The sequence below is a fragment of the Muriicola sp. genome, from assembly GCF_049669965.1.
Classification (GTDB): domain Bacteria; phylum Bacteroidota; class Bacteroidia; order Flavobacteriales; family Flavobacteriaceae; genus Muriicola.
This window is the reverse complement of the sequence record NZ_JBATLB010000085.1, coordinates 1-18,302: the sequence shown is the minus strand read 5'-3', so window position 1 is coordinate 18,302 and position 18,302 is coordinate 1. Positions and strand designations below refer to the sequence as shown.

Annotated in this window: 17 protein-coding genes and 1 pseudogene; 13 read left to right on the top strand and 5 right to left on the bottom strand. The window is 41.7% G+C overall.

Translation table 11 applies throughout. The annotated features are described in order from the left end of the window. Positions 1-68 precede the first annotated feature (68 nt). The gene (locus WBM49_RS04750; RefSeq protein WP_424370919.1) at positions 69-863 is read left to right on the top strand and encodes a glycosyltransferase family 2 protein; all 795 of its coding nucleotides are present in this window, start codon (positions 69-71) and stop codon (positions 861-863) included. On the opposite strand, the gene WBM49_RS04745 is transcribed toward WBM49_RS04750, so the two are convergent. Then, positions 845-1,669 (bottom strand): glycosyltransferase family 2 protein, encoded by an 825-nt coding sequence (locus WBM49_RS04745; RefSeq protein ID WP_424370918.1) that lies wholly within the window; start codon positions 1,667-1,669, stop codon positions 845-847. The two genes, WBM49_RS04750 and WBM49_RS04745, sit on opposite strands and share 19 nt — an antisense overlap. A 272-nt stretch (positions 1,670-1,941) precedes the next feature. Here WBM49_RS04745 and WBM49_RS04740 point away from each other — a divergent pair, with 272 nt between their 5' ends. The 6 genes from WBM49_RS04740 to WBM49_RS04715 all read left to right on the top strand — a co-directional run bounded on the left by WBM49_RS04740 (position 1,942) and on the right by WBM49_RS04715 (position 7,563). Next, complete coding sequence (locus WBM49_RS04740; RefSeq protein ID WP_424370917.1) at positions 1,942-2,775, top strand: hypothetical protein; 834 nt, start codon at positions 1,942-1,944, stop codon at positions 2,773-2,775. A 3-nt stretch (positions 2,776-2,778) separates the two neighbouring features. Then, complete coding sequence (locus WBM49_RS04735) at positions 2,779-3,348, top strand: L-threonylcarbamoyladenylate synthase (RefSeq protein ID WP_424370916.1); 570 nt, start codon at positions 2,779-2,781, stop codon at positions 3,346-3,348. Positions 3,349-3,350: 2 nt separating this feature from the next. After that, entirely contained in the window at positions 3,351-4,772 is a 1,422-nt protein-coding gene (locus WBM49_RS04730) for a CCA tRNA nucleotidyltransferase (RefSeq protein WP_424370915.1), read from the top strand. Between the two features lie 103 nt (positions 4,773-4,875). Further along, entirely contained in the window at positions 4,876-5,910 is a 1,035-nt protein-coding gene (locus tag WBM49_RS04725; protein ID WP_424370914.1) for a COX15/CtaA family protein, read from the top strand. 26 nt (positions 5,911-5,936) lie between these two features. Next, positions 5,937-6,431: an IS1096 element passenger TnpR family protein gene (locus tag WBM49_RS04720; protein ID WP_424370913.1), complete on the top strand. Its 495-nt coding sequence runs from the start codon at positions 5,937-5,939 to the stop codon at positions 6,429-6,431. Between the two features lie 73 nt (positions 6,432-6,504). Next, the gene (locus WBM49_RS04715; RefSeq protein WP_424370912.1) at positions 6,505-7,563 is read left to right on the top strand and encodes a nucleoid-associated protein; all 1,059 of its coding nucleotides are present in this window, start codon (positions 6,505-6,507) and stop codon (positions 7,561-7,563) included. Between the two features lie 36 nt (positions 7,564-7,599). Here the strand turns inward: WBM49_RS04715 and WBM49_RS04710 are convergent, their stop codons facing one another. Beyond that, complete coding sequence (locus tag WBM49_RS04710; RefSeq protein ID WP_424370911.1) at positions 7,600-8,685, bottom strand: hypothetical protein; 1,086 nt, start codon at positions 8,683-8,685, stop codon at positions 7,600-7,602. 86 nt (positions 8,686-8,771) lie between these two features. Here WBM49_RS04710 and WBM49_RS04705 point away from each other — a divergent pair, with 86 nt between their 5' ends. From WBM49_RS04705 to WBM49_RS04685, 5 genes are all read left to right on the top strand, one after another. Beyond that, complete coding sequence (locus WBM49_RS04705) at positions 8,772-9,674, top strand: ABC transporter ATP-binding protein (RefSeq protein ID WP_424370910.1); 903 nt, start codon at positions 8,772-8,774, stop codon at positions 9,672-9,674. An 18-nt stretch (positions 9,675-9,692) separates the two neighbouring features. Further along, the gene (locus WBM49_RS04700; protein WP_424370909.1) at positions 9,693-10,526 is read left to right on the top strand and encodes an ABC transporter permease; all 834 of its coding nucleotides are present in this window, start codon (positions 9,693-9,695) and stop codon (positions 10,524-10,526) included. Between the two features lie 142 nt (positions 10,527-10,668). Next, entirely contained in the window at positions 10,669-12,456 is a 1,788-nt protein-coding gene (locus WBM49_RS04695; RefSeq protein WP_424370908.1) for a T9SS type B sorting domain-containing protein, read from the top strand. Between the two features lie 60 nt (positions 12,457-12,516). Then, positions 12,517-14,505: an excinuclease ABC subunit UvrB gene (uvrB, locus tag WBM49_RS04690; protein WP_424370907.1), complete on the top strand. Its 1,989-nt coding sequence runs from the start codon at positions 12,517-12,519 to the stop codon at positions 14,503-14,505. Between the two features lie 13 nt (positions 14,506-14,518). Beyond that, positions 14,519-16,036, top strand: coding sequence for a M20/M25/M40 family metallo-hydrolase (locus WBM49_RS04685; RefSeq protein WP_424370906.1), 1,518 nt, complete (start codon positions 14,519-14,521; stop codon positions 16,034-16,036). Between the two features lie 98 nt (positions 16,037-16,134). On the opposite strand, the gene WBM49_RS04680 is transcribed toward WBM49_RS04685, so the two are convergent. After that, a complete protein-coding gene (locus WBM49_RS04680) occupies positions 16,135-16,563 on the bottom strand; it encodes an Hsp20/alpha crystallin family protein (protein WP_424370905.1) in 429 nt (142 codons plus the stop codon). A gap of 237 nt (positions 16,564-16,800) precedes the next feature. On the opposite strand from WBM49_RS04680, the gene WBM49_RS04675 reads away from it, so the two are divergent. After that, positions 16,801-17,148 (top strand): DUF1456 family protein, encoded by a 348-nt coding sequence (locus tag WBM49_RS04675; RefSeq protein ID WP_424370904.1) that lies wholly within the window; start codon positions 16,801-16,803, stop codon positions 17,146-17,148. Positions 17,149-17,183: 35 nt separating this feature from the next. Here WBM49_RS04675 and WBM49_RS04670 read toward each other — a convergent pair whose 3' ends face one another. Together WBM49_RS04670 and sucC are read right to left on the bottom strand one after the other, a co-directional pair. Further along, positions 17,184-17,519 carry a hypothetical protein gene (locus tag WBM49_RS04670; protein ID WP_424370903.1) on the bottom strand — a complete coding sequence of 112 codons (336 nt, stop codon included), beginning with the start codon at positions 17,517-17,519 and terminating at the stop codon, positions 17,184-17,186. A 167-nt stretch (positions 17,520-17,686) separates the two neighbouring features. Further along, positions 17,687-18,302, bottom strand: a pseudogene (gene sucC, locus WBM49_RS04665) (succinate--CoA ligase subunit beta); the annotation flags it as partial.

Below are 18,302 nucleotides of genomic sequence, written 5' to 3'. Positions count from 1 at the left end.
ATTTTATGACATTTTTATTGTTATAACTTTGTATTTAAAACAAGTCTCCAATATAAGATTCTGAAATTATGAAAAAAGAGAATCATAAAATTACAGCCCTCATAATTACCTATAATGAAATGGGGTATATTGAAAACTGTATTGATTCTGTTTCTTTCGCCGATGAGATCGTGGTAGTAGATTCATATAGTACCGATGGCACCTATGAATATCTGCAAGCGCATCCAAAAGCAACTGTAGTTCAGCACCCTTTCTCTAATTTTACCTTACAAAAGACATTTGCTCTCACACAGGCATCTCACCCCTGGGTTCTATTTCTGGACGCAGATGAAGTTGTCCCTGAAGGGCTCAAGAATGAAATTGAAACAACTGTAAGAGAAGATGAACCTCATGCAGCGTATTGGTTCTACAGAAAATTCATGTTCCAAAAATCAGCTCTCCGCTATAGCGGATGGCAGACGGATAAGAACTACCGCCTATTCCAAAAGGACAAGGCCAAATTCTCCGATAAAAAGATAGTACACGAAACTCTTGAAGTAGACGGTACTTCGGGCATCCTAAATGAAAGGCTTATACATTATTGTTATAAGAATTACGAGGATTATAAAGCGAAGATGTTGAATTATGGCCGACTAAAAGCCAAGGAAGACTTTTATAGAGAAAAGCGATTCAATTATGTTTTCTATATCCTAAAACCAGCCTGGAAGTTTTTTAACCATTACATCCTGCGACTGGGCATATTGGATGGAAAAAAAGGAATAACAATCTGTTATTTAAATTCTTTGAGTGTGCTTGAGCGTTTCCGGGAATTAAAACGACTTGAGCTAAAGAACGGACTAGCCTATTATTTGGTGATGCCGTAGTGGGTCCAAACCTGTTTATTTATTTTGGTTTCCCTTCGTATGCCCTTATTTTTCTCTATTGATTCTGGAGTCCTATACCCTCTTTTATGATCTAAATGCACACAAACTGCACTGTATCTGAGCTGTTTGGATTTGATCCCGAAATTAAATAGTCGCTCTCCCAACTCTCTGTCCTGACCCCCGTATTGCATTCGCTCATCAAAGCCATTGACATTTAAAATATCTTTCTTCCATCCTGAGGAATTATGTCCGTTCCAACTCGCATTGGTGGGTGTAAATGTATTGAATAAGGTTGAAATGAATCCCCTTGCTGTGAGCTTGTTATTCTTAAAGGTTTTGGGAATGCCCATTTCTTTTAACCAATTGATGTTAAAACATTTCTGCTCCTCAATATCCTTCCGGGTAATGGCTTGAGAAATGTTCATTGGCAGCATATAATAGCCTCCTGAAATAAAGTAGCCGGGTTCCTTATTGATATAGTGTACTTCTACAAAATCTTCCCGTGGAATACAATCTCCATCGGTCATGATAATATACGAGGAGTTGCAAGCCAGAACCGCTTTGTTTAAGATCCGGGATTTCTGGAATCCGTCATCTTCCTGCCAAACATGGATGATGGGATAGGTCACGTTTTTCTCCATGGCCTCCAAAAGTGCTTTGGTCTTAGGTCCGGAACCGTCATCTGCGATCACCACCTCAAAATCCTTAAAGGTTTGGCATTCGAAACCCCACAGCACCTTCTCTAGCCATGCCTCAGAATTGTAGGTGCTCACAATGATAGAAATTTTCGGATCTGCTTGCTGCATCGCACAAAAATAGAAACCTTTAGTTAGAATTCATTTATTTCCTTTTTAAAAATAAAATTTTCGAGCTATTCTTCTCTTTAGCCCGCAAGAGTAAATACGAACTAATAGGCCCAATATTTTTAATGTACGGTATTTAGCATAGCTTAGAAAAGCTGACTTATAAATATTATTAACCTGATAGGAACCTGCTAATTTTGATCTTTTTCTTCGTTCGTAAGCATATGAAAATGTAATTTGCGGCCAATTATGTATATGAACTATTCTTACGATTCATGAAGGTTAAAGAGCTTCCTTTGTCCATATATACAGCTTTTCGGTTAAGGAGCTTGTCCCAGGCCAAATTGCACAGCACAGCGGCTCCCAGAATTCCTGTGATCGTCTCCTTAACAACTATTGAGGCCCGCCTGGCCGTGGTTGACCTGGTGATCAGAAGTCTACTTAGGCAGTCGGTCTCACCAAAAAAGATCTTGCTTTGGGTCCATGAGTCGTTGATGAATTCTTTGCCCACCAAACTTACGGAGCTACAAGGTAAACATTTCGAGATACGAAGTACCCATTTGCATTCTTCTCATAAAAAGTTGATCCATAGCATAAAGTTGTTTCCCGGCAAGGCCATTGTTACATGCGATGACGATCTGATGTATAGGCCCAATTGGCTCAACCTTATTTATAATGAATCCTTGAGTTATCCGCAACATATAATTGCCAATCAGACCCGAACAATAACCAAGGACGCTCTTGGCAGCTACCTGCCCTACGTGCAATGGCCCGTCAACCAAGCAACAAAGAATAATGGAATGAATATTTTACCAATCGGTGCCGAAGGTGTATTGTATCCGCCAGGCTCTCTTGATCCCCGGTTTGAAAATGAAAAACTCTTTATGGAACTGGCCCCTAAGGCAGATGATCTGTGGTTTAAAAGCATGTCGCTCTTACAAGGCACCGCTTGCAGACTGGCCGCGAATAGATATAAGAACGCCATCCCCATCATGGGCTCTCAAAAAAGTTCTTTAAAACACATTAATATTAAAAAGGATTACAACACGGCTCAGTGGCAACAATTGGTGAGCTTTTTTGAATTGGATATTGAACCTAAAAGAATCTAAAGTATGGACGATCTAACACGGGAGATCAACGCATGCCTGCAGGTCCTGGAAGCAGGCGGACTAATACTGTACCCAACGGATACCGTATGGGGGATAGGCTGTGACGCTACCAATGAGGAGGCAGTGAACAAGATCTATTCGTTAAAAAAAAGACCGGACACTAAGGCCTTGGTCTGTTTGGTGGCCAATGACGGCATGTTGGAAAGACATGTAAAAAAGGTGCCGGAAATTGCCTATGATATTATGGATCTGGCAACCAAACCTACTACCATAGTATATGATGAACCTATCGGGGTTGCCTCCAATTTGATCGCCGGAGATAATACCCTGGCCATACGGGTGGCTTCCGATAAATTTTGTCGCTATCTCATCAATAAATTTAAAAAACCCATAGTGTCTACCTCCGCCAATATAGCTGGTAAACCTACACCTGCTTGCTTTGGCAAAATAGATGCAGTGATTTTAAAAGGAGTGGACTATGTAGTAAATTTGCAGCGCGACAACAAAAATGGTTCTTCCTCAACCATCATTAAACTAGGCAACGACGGCACAGTAAAAGTCATACGAGAATAGACATGATACAAACCCACTACAAGGAAGCCTTGCAAGACCCAGTGTTTACAACGATAGCCAAAGCGGCAGCGGAGCTTTCACTGGAGTCTTATGTCATTGGTGGTTTTGTGAGGGATCTTTTATTACAAAGAGGTATTCCTAAAGACATCGATATTGTTGCAGTGGGAAGTGGTATTGACCTCGCCAGAAAAGTGGCCTCCTTAAGTCCGGGTAAACCCGAGGTAACCGTTTTTAAGAATTTTGGTACCGCCATGCTAAAATATCAGGACAAGGAGGTAGAATTTGTCGGGGCCAGAAAAGAAAGCTATAACAGGGATAGTCGAAAACCAGTTGTTGAAAATGGCAGCCTGGAAGATGATCAGAAGCGCCGGGATTTTACGATTAATGCCCTGGCATTATCCTTAAATCCTGACAATTTCGGTTTGTTGATAGATCCTTTCGAGGGAGTGAAGGATCTAACCTCAAAATTGATACGTACACCCTTAGACCCGGCCATCACCTACTCCGATGATCCTTTGCGGATGCTACGTGCCATTCGTTTTGCTTCCCAGTTGAATTTTACCATCGAACGCAGGTCCCTGGAGGCTATTTCCGAAAACAAAAAGAGAATACAAATCATTTCTAATGAAAGGATCGTAGACGAACTGCACAAGATCTTAATGAGTGAAGTACCTTCTGTAGGATTCTCACTCTTACATAAAACGGGACTTTTGGCTTTGATCCTCCCTGAATTGACCTCCTTGCAGGGAATTGAAGAAGTTGAGGGCCAACGGCACAAAGATAATTTTTGGCACACCCTGGAGGTTGTTGATAATATTTCCGGGACCACTGATAACCTCTGGCTCCGATGGGCGGCATTGTTACACGACATTGGCAAGGCTCCCACCAAAAGATTCGATAAAAAGATTGGTTGGACCTTCCATGCGCACGAATTTGTTGGCTCCAAAATGGTGTATAAACTCTTTAAAAGGCTACATATGCCTTTGAATGAGAAGATGAAATTTGTGCAGAAAATGGTGCTGATGAGTTCCAGACCCATTGTACTTTCTGAAGATTTTGTGACAGATTCTGCCGTACGCCGATTGATCTTTGACGCAGGAGATCATGTAGATGATCTAATGACCTTATGTGAGGCAGATATCACGACCAAAAATCCCAGAAAGCAGAAAAAATACAAGAATAACTTTCATATCGTTCGCCAAAAAATTGAGGAGGTAGAGGCGCGAGATCATGTGCGTAATTTTCAACCCCCGGTAAGCGGTGAAGAGATCATGAAAACCTTTGGACTGCAGCCTTCGCGCGAAATTGGGATGATCAAAGACGCTATCAAAGAAGCCATACTGGAAGGAGAGATCCCAAATGAATACGAGGCGGCAAAAGCCTATATGATCCAAAAAGCAAAGTCAATGGGTTTGATAGAATAGCGTACAGTTATCGCCCATGTATATAATCTATCTTCTCAAGTTGAAATTTGCCGACTTTCCAATTAAAAGTGTAGTATTTTTGTAGGCCAAAAACATGGTTCCTATGTTCAAATTATTTCGCCCGCTTGCAAAAACATCACTCATCCTGGTCTATCTGGTGATCATCGCAGGAGCTGTAGTCCGTATGACCGGCAGTGGGATGGGATGCCCGGACTGGCCCAAGTGTTTTGGGTATTATATTCCGCCTACCGAAGCGTCCGAATTAGAGTGGCAACCACAACGCGCCTTTAAGGAGGGACAGGTAATTATTAAGGACGAGTCCTTATGGGTCGCCACCAAAGACCATATAGCGGGTAACACTTACGATGAGACCTACTGGACAGCTTATGAAAAACATGATTATGCCATTTTTAATGCTACCCATACCTGGATAGAATACATCAATCGGCTTTTGGGTGCCTTGGCAGGTCTGGCTACCTTATTTCTGGCGATTGCCTCCTTCTATTTCTGGAGAACGAAGAAAAAGATCACTATCATATCCTGGATCGTTGTCTTTGGAATGCTTTTTCAGGCGTGGCTCGGGGCCACCGTGGTATACTCAGTTTTACTACCTTCCAGGATCACTATTCATATGATCATGGCGCTGGTTATCGTGGCGCTGCTGATCTATCTGTTGGAAGAAACCAGTTCAAAATTAGCTAAGGTTAATGGGACCCGCCAGATCAACCGACTTTTGTGGCTGGCATTAGGGCTTACAATAATACAGATCATTTTAGGCACACAGGTAAGGCAATTCGTTGATAATCAAATAGATGTAATTGGAGAACAGGCGAAGGCACTCTGGCTTTCAAAACCTACCTTGCAGTTCTATATCCATCGTTCCCTATCTATTCTGGTGGTTCTTTTCAATGGCTGGATAGCGTACCAAATTTTCTCAAAAAAAATCAGGCTAACCAAGATGAACTGGGTATTGACCCTGATAGGTATTGAGATCTTAACAGGTATTGCCATGTATTATCTTGACTTTCCATTTGGGAGTCAGCCCATTCACCTCGTACTGGCATCCCTCTTGTTTGGGCTGCAATTTTATTTGGTTTTGGAAACCCAAAAGACCAGAACAACCATCGAAACTTTGTAACTTTGTCCGTAGGTAAATTAGCGAACATGATTTTCAAAATCAGGATCATCCTGGATGCCAAGGAGGATATTTTTAGAGATATTGAGATAGAGGCGAATAACACCCTTGAAGACTTTCACAATGCCATTACCCAGGCTTTTGGCTTTTTGGGGGAAGAAATGGCATCTTTTTACATCTGCGACGAAAACTGGAACCAGGAAGAGGAGATCGCCCTATTCGATATGAGTGAAGGTACCTCCTCCCTGCGTTTAATGAATGAGGTCTTTTTGGAAGACATTCTAACACGACAAACACCAAAACTGATCTATGTCTATGATTTTCTAAGTATGTGGACCTTCTATGTAGAATTAGCCGATATTGTTGAAAATACGGAGGGACATAATTATCCCAACGTACTCTTCAGTTTTGGGGAGCTTCCGTCTGCACCACCCGAAAAGAATTTTGAGGCAGATCCCACTTTCGATTTTGATGAGACCTTTGATCGGTATGATGATCTAGATTTCGAAGAAAACTGGAACTAAGCTTATTTCTGCCTAAACAAACTACATGAAATACATAATTTTCCCAACTCTTTTTTAAACCAAGAATCCCCCTATGATTAATCTTTTTAATGCCCAGATCGATAGTTTATCGCTACACCGTGTTGGTAATAAACAAAAAAATGAAGGTGTCTTTCTTTCGGAAGAAACACAACCCCTAAACGATGAAACGAGGGGACTTTTAAAAGAGTTCTTCCTTAAACCCTTTCGTGATAAAGAAGAGAATTACTTTAAACTCACTCATGAAACCGATCTTGAGTTCAACGAGATCTATCAGGCTGCCAAAGCTATTTTTAATGAGCCTGCTTCCCTGCAGGAACACTCCAAAAAGATAACACGCTTTTTATACGAGCAATCCAATCATCCACATATAAAGAACGGAGAGGTCTTTGTAGCTCATTTCAGCAATATGGTACTCGACAATGAGAAAATAGAGGCGGTGGGGATCTTTAAGAGTGAGATCAAACAAGAATTTCTTCAATTCAAGGAGAAAGGGGCCCATCTGGAAATGATCCTGGAACAAGGGGTAAATCTGAATAAACTTGATAAGGGCTGCCTTGTTTTCAACACCCTGGCAGAAGAAGGTTTCAAAGTGTTGTCTGTAGACAGTAACCGCTATGACAGCAAGTATTGGCTGGAAAACTTTTTAGGCGTCAATGTCCTTGCAGATGACAATTTTTACACAAAAAGTTACTTAAAATTCTGTCAGAACTTTGCCAAGGACGTGGTCTTACCGGCAGAGGACAAACAGCAGGAGGTATTGTTTATGAATAGGGCGGTCAATCATTTTGCAAAAAATGATTCCTTCGAGGAATCTCTCTTTCTCAATGACGTAATGGAGAATCCGGAACTGATTCCTGAGTTTAAGCATTACAAGGTAGAAAAAGGTCCCAAATACAGTATTGAGGATGTCTCTACTTTTCCCATTGCCAACAAGGCGGTGTCTGACTCTCGTAAGAAGATCAAAAATGTGATCAATCTAGACACTCATATCCAGATCCGTATGGATTTTATCAATCCGGAGTCGGCAGAACGTTTTGTGGAAAAAGGATGGGATGAGGAAAAACAGATGTACTATTATCTGGTATATTTTAATAAGGAAATGAAACAGTAGGGCCTAAGCAGGCTTTGCCGGAAAAGATTCTTCGAATTATTTAAGATTGATCTTATTATCAATGATCTGCTTCATGGTTACATTTTCATAGTTTCTTTTAACAAAATCCAGCGTAAGGTTCAGGATCTCGCCCATTGTTTTGCACTTTTTAAAGTTGATATCATGGGTAAACTCGAAAATTTCCATCTTTAATCGTTCCACGTTCTCAGGGAGGGAGATTTTATCAATTTTACAAGCATTTACAAGTCGGGTTATACGCTTGTTGGCACTAATGATCCGTTTGGCAATGATAGAGCGTTCTTCAACTTTATACTGTTCTATGGAATTCTCGAGCAATTTACTGGATACCAATTCAACCATTTTTAAATTTTCTTTAAAAAACTGGGGACGGTATACATTAAGTTTTCCTTCAAAGCACTGCTGATCAAAATCAATGGCGCGTATTCTGTAAACAACGTGGTCGAAATCATGAATAGGAATAATTACGTAGTTATAGGAACGCATGTCACCCAACAATTGAATCATAGATCGCTCATTAAACTTTACAAACTCCTTAGCTAACTGCGACTTTTCAGAATCGGTACATTGAGGTAGCATATTTTTTATAAATATGTCTCCCGGGATCCCTGCAATATGTTCCTCTATGAGGGTATCCTTAAAAACAAGGTAATTAAGATTATACGGGGATAGCATATGCTCTAGCTCTAACCCATAAATACGTGAAGCATCTGCCTTTTTTACATAAAAATATGTGAAGTTCTCATTTAAAATGTTCCTGACCTTAATTCGAAAAGGTTTGGAATTTCCGAAGGTGCAATAATCCACGGCATCAATATTGAGATACTCGAAAATGTGATCGGTACCATCTGAATGAAGTGTGGAATACACTTTTTTTAAACTAAGATCAATTTCCTTGCGCTCGGAATCGGAGTAATACACACGGACCCATAAGGTATCCTCCCCATTATCATCATAGACCACAATAGAGCCTGCGAATCTGAGCAAATCTTCATAAAATATGGGGAGCTCAATTTTCCGGTTGTACAATTCCAGGAACGTATCGAGTTTTTTACTCACTGGAAAAGAGGGTTTTTTCTTGGACATCAGCCGTTGTTGAGTCATAGGTCCTTACCTTTAATATGATTTTATTGTAACAATTTCTGGTTTCTGTCGTCAAGTTACTATAAACTGCCTAAACTAAACACTATTTGGAAACGATTCTTACGGTCTCTAATCTGACCAAAAAATTCGGATACCTTACTGCAGTAAAAGATTTGTCTTTCTCAATTGAGAAGGGAAATGTTTATGGTATTCTGGGTCCCAACGGCAGCGGAAAATCAACCACCCTGGGGATTGTCCTAAATGTGGTCAACGCCACCGGTGGAACCTTTACCTGGTTCAACGGTACTACCTCTACTCACAATGCCTTAAAAAAGGTGGGAGCCATTATTGAGCGACCTAATTTTTACCCCTATATGTCTGCTCTTAAAAATCTTAAACTGGTTTGTAAGATCAAAGGCGTTTCGGAAGACAGGATTGAAGAAACCCTCCAACTGGTAGGACTGTGGGAAAGAAAAAACAGCAAGTTTAAAACCTATTCCCTGGGCATGAAACAACGGCTTGCCATTGCCTCTGCCCTGTTAAACGATCCGGAGATCCTTATTTTGGATGAACCTACCAATGGGCTAGATCCTCAGGGCATCCATCAGATCAGGCAGATCATTAAAAAGATAGCCTCTCAGGGTACTACAATTTTATTGGCTTCTCACCTCCTGGACGAGGTAGAAAAAGTTTGTACCCATGTGGTCATCCTCAGAAAAGGAGAAAAACTCTATTCTGGCCGGGTAGACAATATGCTTGCAACTCACGGATTTACGGAACTTAAGAGTAATAACTCTGAGGCACTAATCAAACTGCTAAAGGAAGATCCAAGATTTGGCAAGATTGAAGAAGAAAACGGCTTGATCACGGCAGTACTCAATGAGAAAATGGATCCTGGTATCCTCAATGAATTCTTATTCAAAAAAGGGATCGTACTTACCCATCTGGTCATGCGAAAAGAGAGTCTGGAAGAACAATTCTTAACGCTTACGAAAAACCTAAACAATTAACCATCAGGGTGCACGCATATGAAAAGGCTTCTACAAATAGAATTTATTAAACTTTGGAACAACCGCTCCAGCAAGGTCCTTATCATCGCGTATTTTGTGTTGCTTACCTCTATAGCCCTGGTAGCAGCGATCAAATTCGATATTGGTCCTATTAAATTCCACCTGGCAGAACAAGGTATTTTTAACTTTCCCTATATCTGGCATTTTAACACCTTTGTAACGGCTTTTTTTAAGCTTTTCCTAGCTATTGTGATCGTTTCCATGATGTCTAACGAATACAGCAATAAAACTATCAAACAAAATCTGATTGATGGACTTTCAAAGAAAGAATTCGTCCTGTCAAAATTCCTGACAGTGATCACTTTCGCCCTGATCTCAACCATCTTCGTCTTTGTGGTTTCCATGATCCTGGGCTTGATCTATTCGGACTACGATGAGTTTTCTATTATTTTTTCGGATCTGGAATTCCTGCTGGCATTTTTTGTAAAATTAGTTGGTTTTTTCTCCTTCTGTTTATTCCTTGGGGTATTGGTCAAAAGATCGGCTTTCGCCCTCGGATTCCTCATCCTATGGCAGGTATTTGAAGGGTTTGTCAGAGGTATGATCCGGTGGAAGTTCTTCGACTCTGAAACTACAGACGCCATCATGGGATTCTTTCCCCTGAACGCCATGTTTAATCTTATTAAGGAACCGTTTTCCCGTCTGAATGCCGTACAGTCTGTTGCCAACCAGATTGGAGAAACTGTAAGTCTGAACTACCATGTACACTGGTACGAAATTTTGATCGTATTGATCTGGACCTGGATTTTTGTCTATTTGTCCTATCTCTTGTTGAAAAAGAGGGATTTGTAGTATATTGTGGTGTTTGAGAAGACACTATGAAAAAGTTTACCTCCTTATTCCTTTTTGGGCTTCTTTTCCCATTCCTACTATTCAGTCAGGGCGAGACCTCCAATTGGTTTTTCGGGAACGGGGCAGGCTTAAAAGTTAGTCCATGAATACGAGTAGATCAGCAAATCGAATGGGTTTGGGGTATCATATTGCCCTCTGCCTATCTATTTTGCTCCTCTTTCTGGCCCAACCAGGTCATAGTCAGCAGTGCTCTTCTCCCGTCCTAATAAGTCCTCTAAACGGAGCCGTAAACGTTGCTGTAGATGCAACTATTTCATGGAACCAGGTGCCAAACATTCCAGGCTATATTATTTCTCTTGGGACCAGCCCGGGGGCAACGGACATCTTAAACAGAGAGATCGTAGGTAGTGCCACTTCTTACAAGCCACCTCTGGGGCTACCTGAAAGTACGCTAATTTATGTTACCGTAAGCTTATTCGACTTTGAAGGTGGAAATATTGAAATAGCTTGTGAATCCGAATCCTTCACCACGGCTGCAATAAATGAGGTGCCTGGCTGTACACAAATAAATTTTCCTTTTGACGGGGCTGTTGATATTAATCCTTCTACCAATATTCGCTGGCAATATAGCCCTACGGCAATAGGATACAGACTTTCACTAGGAACAAATCCCGGAGGGAGTGATATTCTGGATAATTTAAACTTAGGAAATACCCTAAATTATGATCCCATTCTTGATCTTCCCCCTGAGACAACAATTTATGTACGCATTACTTCTTACAACCTTGTTGGGGATTCTTCTTCTTGCCCGGAATTCAGTTTTACTACGAGTGAAATTGCCACCTTGCCCGGCTGTACAACACTTATCTACCCGGCCAATGGAGCAACCAATGTACCCCTGACACCCATTTTGGAATGGACTGCCGTACCTGGTGCTACCGGATATCGAATAACGTTAGGCTATTCTCCATTTAGCGCTGAGGTTTTAAATAATGTGGCATTCCCGCCCCTGAATCAGACCGGAATACTGGAATTAGAGGGTAATCAAACATTTTTTATCACCATTGTTCCCTTTAATGATGCCGGGGAGGCCATTGGTTGTCAACAAGAGGTTTTCTCAACCCTACAGGGTTGCGGGCCGTTTTTTGATCCCATGACAGGTGCATTGGTAACGCTGAATCCAGCGATCAACATTCCAAACACTATTGCTAGCTGCGAAGATGATTTTCCGCTCGTATACACCACTTCAGATACAGCCGACGGATTTCGTTGGTATCAAATAAACAATAACGGAAATGAATCCTTAATATCTAGCCTGCCCAGTGTTACCTTCAGTAATCCGGGGAATTATCGGTATGAAGCCTATAACCTTATCCCTCAAAGTGGGAATCTGGAATGCCCATCCTCTCTGTTATTTACGGTACAAAGCTCTGGAATTGCAACTATTACCGCTATCGATGTGACGGAACAGGCAAATGGGATCCGTATAATTGTACAGGCATCGGGCCCCGGAGATTATGAATATGCCATTGATGATATCAATGGACCCTATCAAAATAACAATACCTTCACCAACATCCCCTATGGCACTCATACGCTCTATGTGCGCGATAAGAACGGTTGTGGTATTGCTGAAGAGGTAATCGTTCAGGACCTTAGTCTGGAAGGCTTTCCAAAATTCTTCTCTCCAAATGGTGACGGGATAAATGATTACTGGCAATACATTCCCCCAGAAACCAGTGGCGATCTTACTTTGGTTAGCATTGAGATCTATAACAGATATGGGCAATTACTAGTTCAGATAGATCCTACTACAAGAGGATGGGATGGCACAATTAACGGTGGCTCACTACCCGCCGCAGATTATTGGTTTAAGGCCAGAGACAATACAAATCAAGAATTAATCGGGCATTTTTCTTTAAAGCGATGATCTTCAAAAATCTATTCTTTAAGCGATCTCCAAACCAAGTGTCTTTCGTAATTTTACCGTATGAAGTTCAAAGTAGTATCCGATTTCAAGCCTACCGGAGATCAGCCTGAAGCCATCCAGCAACTTGTTGATGGCTTGGGAGAAGATGAGCGCTATCAAACTTTGCTAGGAGTAACCGGCTCCGGCAAGACTTTTACGGTAGCCAATGTCATAGAACGGGTACAAAAACCTACCCTGGTACTGGCCCATAACAAAACCCTGGCGGCACAACTTTATTCGGAGTTTAAACAATTTTTTCCGGAAAACGCCGTAGAGTATTTTGTATCTTATTACGATTACTACCAACCAGAGGCCTATATTCCCACGAGTGGATTATACATTGAGAAAGATTTGTCTATCAATGAAGATATTGAAAAACTAAGGTTGAGTGCCACTTCTTCTTTGCTTTCCGGCAGACGGGACGTTTTGGTGGTCGCTTCGGTTTCCTGCCTTTACGGGATCGGGAATCCGGTTGAATTTCAGAAAAATGTCATCACTATTCGAAAAGATCAGGTCATTGCCAGAACCAAGTTCCTTCATCAGCTGGTACAAAGTTTGTATTCAAGGACTACTGCCGATTTTAAGAACGGGAATTTCAGGGTAAAAGGAGATGTGGTTGATGTCTTTCCAAGTTATGCCGATCACGCTTTCAGGATACACTTTTTCGGGGATGAGATAGAAGAGATAGAAGCCTTCGACCCCTTTAACAATAGCCTGATCGAAGTGTATGAAACTTTGAATATATATCCAGCTAACATGTTCGTAACCTCCCCGGACATACTTCAAAATGCCATTCACCAAATTCAGCACGATCTTACAAATCAGATTGCCTATTTCTCTGAAATAGGAAAGCCATTGGAAGCAAAAAGACTGGAGGAACGCACCAATTTTGACCTGGAAATGATCAGAGAGCTGGGGTATTGTTCGGGAATTGAGAACTATTCCAGGTACCTGGATGGACGTGAACCGGGAACCCGTCCCTTCTGCCTGCTTGATTATTTTCCGGACGATTATCTGATGGTGGTAGATGAAAGTCACGTGACCATTCCGCAGGTCCACGCTATGTATGGTGGGGACAGATCGCGAAAAGAAAACCTGGTAGATTATGGATTTCGCCTGCCCGCGGCCATGGACAACCGTCCTTTAAAATTCGAAGAATTTGAAGCCTTGCAGAATCAGGTTATATATGTCAGTGCCACGCCGGCCGACTACGAATTACAACTCTGTCAGGGTGTTTACGTGGAGCAGGTGATAAGACCCACAGGCCTATTGGACCCCGTAATTGAAGTACGGCCCAGCAAGAATCAGATAGATGACCTTGTGGAGGAGATACAACAGCGCGTGGAGAAAGATGAACGGACCCTGGTTACCACCCTGACCAAAAGAATGGCAGAAGAATTGGCCAAATATCTCACTAGAATTAATGTGCGTTGCCGGTATATCCACAGTGACGTGGATACCCTGGAAAGGGTAGAGATCATGCAGGATCTGAGAAAAGGAATCTTTGATGTACTCATTGGGGTGAATCTGTTGAGAGAAGGGCTCGATCTCCCGGAAGTATCCCTGGTAGCCATTTTGGATGCGGATAAAGAAGGTTTTTTAAGGAGTAATCGTTCCCTGACGCAAACCGTTGGCCGGGCAGCTCGCCACTTGAATGGAAAGGCCATCATGTATGCCGATAAGATCACGGATAGTATGAAAAAGACGATGGATGAGACTACCTATCGAAGAGAAAAACAGACTGCATATAACCTTGAAAACAACATTACCCCCACCGCACTCAACAAGAGTCTGGACAATGCCCTGGCCAAAAACTCTGTATCTACCTACCACTTTATAAAAGAAGAGCTCAGAGCAGCAGAACCAGATCTGGAATACCTTACCAAGGAACAGAAGGAAAAGATGATCCGCACTAAGCGGAAGGCCATGGAAAAAGCAGCCAAAGAACTAGATTTTATGCTGGCTGCCAAGCTTCGGGATGAGATCAAAAGCCTGCAAAATCAGGATTAAATAATTCAGGATCATGAATAAAAGAATACTACTTGCGCTACTATGGTCCATCAGCTCCTTAATGGCTATCGGTCAATCCATGACAGGAAATGAAATTGAGGCTGCTGCCAATACCCAATTAGACAAAGGTATTGAAGAACTGATGAGCTTTATGAAGATCCCCAATATTGGAAGCAATAAGGAAGACGTGACCAACAATCTAAACTGGTGTATAGATCGCTTTAAAAATCTAGAATTTAACACGCGCATTATTACTACGGAAGGGGCTCCGCTCCTATTTGCTGAGAAATTACTTTCCAAAGATAAAAAGACGATCCTATTTTATCTCCAGATAGACGGGCAACCTGTAGATTCCTCAGCCTGGGATCAACCAGATCCCTTTACTCCGGTGATAAAACAGCGAACAACATCGGGCAACTGGGTACCGATCGACTGGAAGTTGAAGTCACAGACAGATCCTGATTGGCGAATTTTTGGAAGATCTGCCTCAGATTCCAAAGGTCCGGCTATTTCATTTATCACAGCGCTCGATATATTTAAACAAAGGTCTCTGCAAGCCGGTTTTAATATCAAAGTGATCATGGACTTTCAGGAAGAATTAGGCTCCCCTACACTGGCAGAGGCGGTAGAACAACATCGTGATCTCCTCGGTGCCGATATGGTCCTGATCATGGACGGAACCCGACATATTTCCAATTGGCCAACACTTACCTATGGAGCCCGTGGAATCGCTACAGCTACGATTAAGATCTTTGGGCCAAAAACGCCTCTACACAGCGGACAGTATGGAAATTTTGCTCCCAACCCGGTCTTTGAGGCAGCGAGATTTATTGCCAGCTTAAAAGATCCCAACGGACAGGTTCAGATCAAAGGGTTCTATGATGGGATCACTTTGTCCGAGAGTGATAAAAAAGCATTGAATTCCCTGCCCGAAAACGAAGACAGTCTTAAGATCCGATTGGGAATTGCAGAAAGAGACCAGGTAGGCGGAAGCTACCAGGAGTCGTTGCAATACCCCTCTTTGAATATAAGAGGTTTGCGCGCTGCCTGGGTGGGAAAAGAGGTTAGAACGATCATCCCTGAGGAGGTAGATATTGAGATCGATATGCGCTTGGTACCTGAAACTCCCGGGGAACGCATGTTGCTATTGTTGGAAGAGCATTTAAAAACCCAAGGATACCATATGGTAGATAGTATTCCCACAGCAAAGGAGCGCAGCTCTTATTCAAAATTAGCGTCCCTCTCTTATCGTCTGGGATCACTGCCTTTCCGCACTGAGATGGATTCAGACGCAGGAAAATTTCTCAACAGGGCCATGCAAGCTGTTTTTGGAACTAAGTTGGTGAATATGAGAACCACTGGGGGGTCGCAACCAATAGCACCTTTTGTCCGTACTTTGAATGTCCCGGCAATATCTATACGAATCCCGAATCCTGATAATAGCATTCATGCCCCCAACGAAAATCTCCGCGTGGGAAATTTCTTGGAAGGGATCATGATGTGTTTAGCCATCTTAAACGAACCCCTATAAAAATAGCGCCCCAATTTCTTGAAGCGCTATTCAACTAACCAAACAAACCAACCATTATGAAAACCCTTAGCACGGGTTACGCATAATTTCTTCCTACCTTATTTACCTATTTCGATCAGGCGCTTTGGCTTGGGAAGTGCCTCTTCTTTCTTAGGGAGATTGAAGGACAATATTCCGTCTGTATAAGCAGCTTTGATCTTTTCACTATTAACTGTTTCGGGCAAGGTAAAGGATCTTTTGAAGGAGGTATACGAGAATTCCTTTCTGGTATAGTTCTCCTCAGTTTTTTCATCCTCTGTTTTTGTTTCCATAGAAATAGTTAGAATGTCATTATCTATCTCTACGTTAAAATCATCCTTTTTCATTCCGGGAATCGCCAGTTCCAGATGAAATCCGGTATCATCTTCCTTAATATTTACTGCAGGAAGAGTCGCTGCATAATTTTCACTTCCTCCAAACCAATCCGGTTTAAAAAATTCATTCATCAGGGAAGGGAACATCAGGTTGTTACGTGTTACTATACTCATGACTTTTTAGATTTAATTGAACTTAATTTTCCCATATAGTACAAAGCATATACCAACTGCTATATCATGCCCTTTTGTCATTAATACAGATAATAATACTGTCTTAATGGCAGTTTAATGACTATTTATACCTTTTCTAGCTCCAGAAAGATGGACATTCTTACGCCAAGTGCTATTTAAAATGCTGCTGGGGTGTGTTCTTTGTTCTTTTGTAATACCTTGCTTAAAATTACTGTTATGACCAATAATGATATTCTAAAAAAGCTCAGGGTAGCTCTAATGTTACGAGATGACGAGATCGTTGATATTTTGGCTCTGGTGGATTTCCGTATTTCAAAAAGCGAGATCGGAGCATTTTGCCGCAGGGAAGATCATCCGAAATACAAGGAGTGTGGCGATCAGGTATTGCGCAACTTCTTAAATGGACTGGTCATCCACTTACGAGGAACCAAGGAAGATCCCAAAGTGCCCAAAGATATCTTGAATACTCCAAAAAAAATAACCCAAAAAGGGCCTTCTAAACCAAGGAAAGGCAAGTTCACCGGGCTAGGCTCGGTACCTTATAAAAATAAAAAAAGGTCCTGAGCAACCTCAGGACCTTTTTATGATAACTGCAGTATCTATCCTTTTATACGGACAGGGACTGTGTACATTTTTCCTTCTTCGGCCGCTTCAATATCAACTGCTTGATAATTCAACCGACTTTTCACAAAACGTTCCAATACTTCGTCTTCAGAATCTACTGAAATTACTACAATCTCCATGTCCTTGTTTAGGGTGAACAACACATTAGCAGTAAGGTCGTGATCATTTATAACAAAAAAATTGTCCTCTAAAAGATGACTGATTTGTATAGCCAATTCTTTTGTTGGATCGTTAGTGTTGGAATCAATGGCAAATAAATTTCCGGCTGTTAGAAGAAGAGCCGCTACTAGTACTACAGGTAATTTTCTCATGACTTGTTTGTTTTTTGATTAATAATTAGATTGATGTTATACTATAAAGGACGAGTCCTGAATGAGAATGTTACGGCTTTTTAGTTTTTTAACAGAATTTTAAAATTAACGCCAATAAAAAAGGGCGACGCCAGCTGGCGTCGCCCTTCCAATAAAAATCTTTTCTTTTAAGCTAAAACCGCCTTTACTTTATCTGCAGCTTCCTGGAACTGCACTGCGGAATGTACTGCCAGACCAGACGAATCGATGATCTCCTTGGCCAGTTCGGCATTTGTTCCCTGCAGTCTTACTATAATAGGAACTTTAATGGCATCTCCCATATTCTTATACGCATCTACTATCCCTTGGGCAACCCGGTCGCATCGAACGATCCCGCCAAAAATATTGATAAGGATGGCCTTTACATTTTCATCCTTTAAGATGATCCTGAATGCCTCTTCTACTCTTTTTGCATCGGCTGTTCCTCCAACGTCCAGAAAGTTAGCAGGTTCTCCCCCTGCCATTTTTATTAGATCCATGGTGGCCATGGCTAGTCCGGCACCATTTACCATACAACCTACATTTCCGTCGAGATCTACATAATTGAGTCCAACCGCCCGAGCTTCCACTTCAATAGGATTTTCCTCCCGCAGGTCGCGCATTTCAGCATATTGTTTTCTCCGGAACAAAGCATTGTCATCGATAGATACCTTGGCATCTACGGCCATGATCTTATCATCGGAGGTTTTTAAAACCGGATTGATCTCAAAAAGACTTGCATCGCTCTGTTCGTAAGCCTTGTAC

Excerpts from the sequence above, each read along its gene's own strand:
- WBM49_RS04685 (WP_424370906.1), top strand. The coding sequence starts at position 14,519 with ATGAATAAAAGAATACTACTTGCGCTACTATGGTCCATCAGCTCCTTA.
- WBM49_RS04740 (WP_424370917.1), top strand. The coding sequence starts at position 1,942 with ATGAAGGTTAAAGAGCTTCCTTTGTCCATATATACAGCTTTTCGGTTA.
- WBM49_RS04735 (WP_424370916.1), top strand. The coding sequence starts at position 2,779 with ATGGACGATCTAACACGGGAGATCAACGCATGCCTGCAGGTCCTGGAA.
- WBM49_RS04700 (WP_424370909.1), top strand. The coding sequence starts at position 9,693 with ATGAAAAGGCTTCTACAAATAGAATTTATTAAACTTTGGAACAACCGC.
- WBM49_RS04695 (WP_424370908.1), top strand. The coding sequence starts at position 10,669 with ATGAATACGAGTAGATCAGCAAATCGAATGGGTTTGGGGTATCATATT.
- uvrB (WP_424370907.1), top strand. The coding sequence starts at position 12,517 with ATGAAGTTCAAAGTAGTATCCGATTTCAAGCCTACCGGAGATCAGCCT.
- WBM49_RS04670 (WP_424370903.1), bottom strand. The coding sequence starts at position 17,519 with ATGAGAAAATTACCTGTAGTACTAGTAGCGGCTCTTCTTCTAACAGCC.
- WBM49_RS04725 (WP_424370914.1), top strand. The coding sequence starts at position 4,876 with ATGTTCAAATTATTTCGCCCGCTTGCAAAAACATCACTCATCCTGGTC.
- WBM49_RS04720 (WP_424370913.1), top strand. The coding sequence starts at position 5,937 with ATGATTTTCAAAATCAGGATCATCCTGGATGCCAAGGAGGATATTTTT.
- WBM49_RS04745 (WP_424370918.1), bottom strand. The coding sequence starts at position 1,669 with ATGCAGCAAGCAGATCCGAAAATTTCTATCATTGTGAGCACCTACAAT.
- WBM49_RS04715 (WP_424370912.1), top strand. The coding sequence starts at position 6,505 with ATGATTAATCTTTTTAATGCCCAGATCGATAGTTTATCGCTACACCGT.
- WBM49_RS04730 (WP_424370915.1), top strand. The coding sequence starts at position 3,351 with ATGATACAAACCCACTACAAGGAAGCCTTGCAAGACCCAGTGTTTACA.
- WBM49_RS04710 (WP_424370911.1), bottom strand. The coding sequence starts at position 8,685 with ATGACTCAACAACGGCTGATGTCCAAGAAAAAACCCTCTTTTCCAGTG.
- WBM49_RS04675 (WP_424370904.1), top strand. The coding sequence starts at position 16,801 with ATGACCAATAATGATATTCTAAAAAAGCTCAGGGTAGCTCTAATGTTA.
- WBM49_RS04750 (WP_424370919.1), top strand. The coding sequence starts at position 69 with ATGAAAAAAGAGAATCATAAAATTACAGCCCTCATAATTACCTATAAT.
- WBM49_RS04680 (WP_424370905.1), bottom strand. The coding sequence starts at position 16,563 with ATGAGTATAGTAACACGTAACAACCTGATGTTCCCTTCCCTGATGAAT.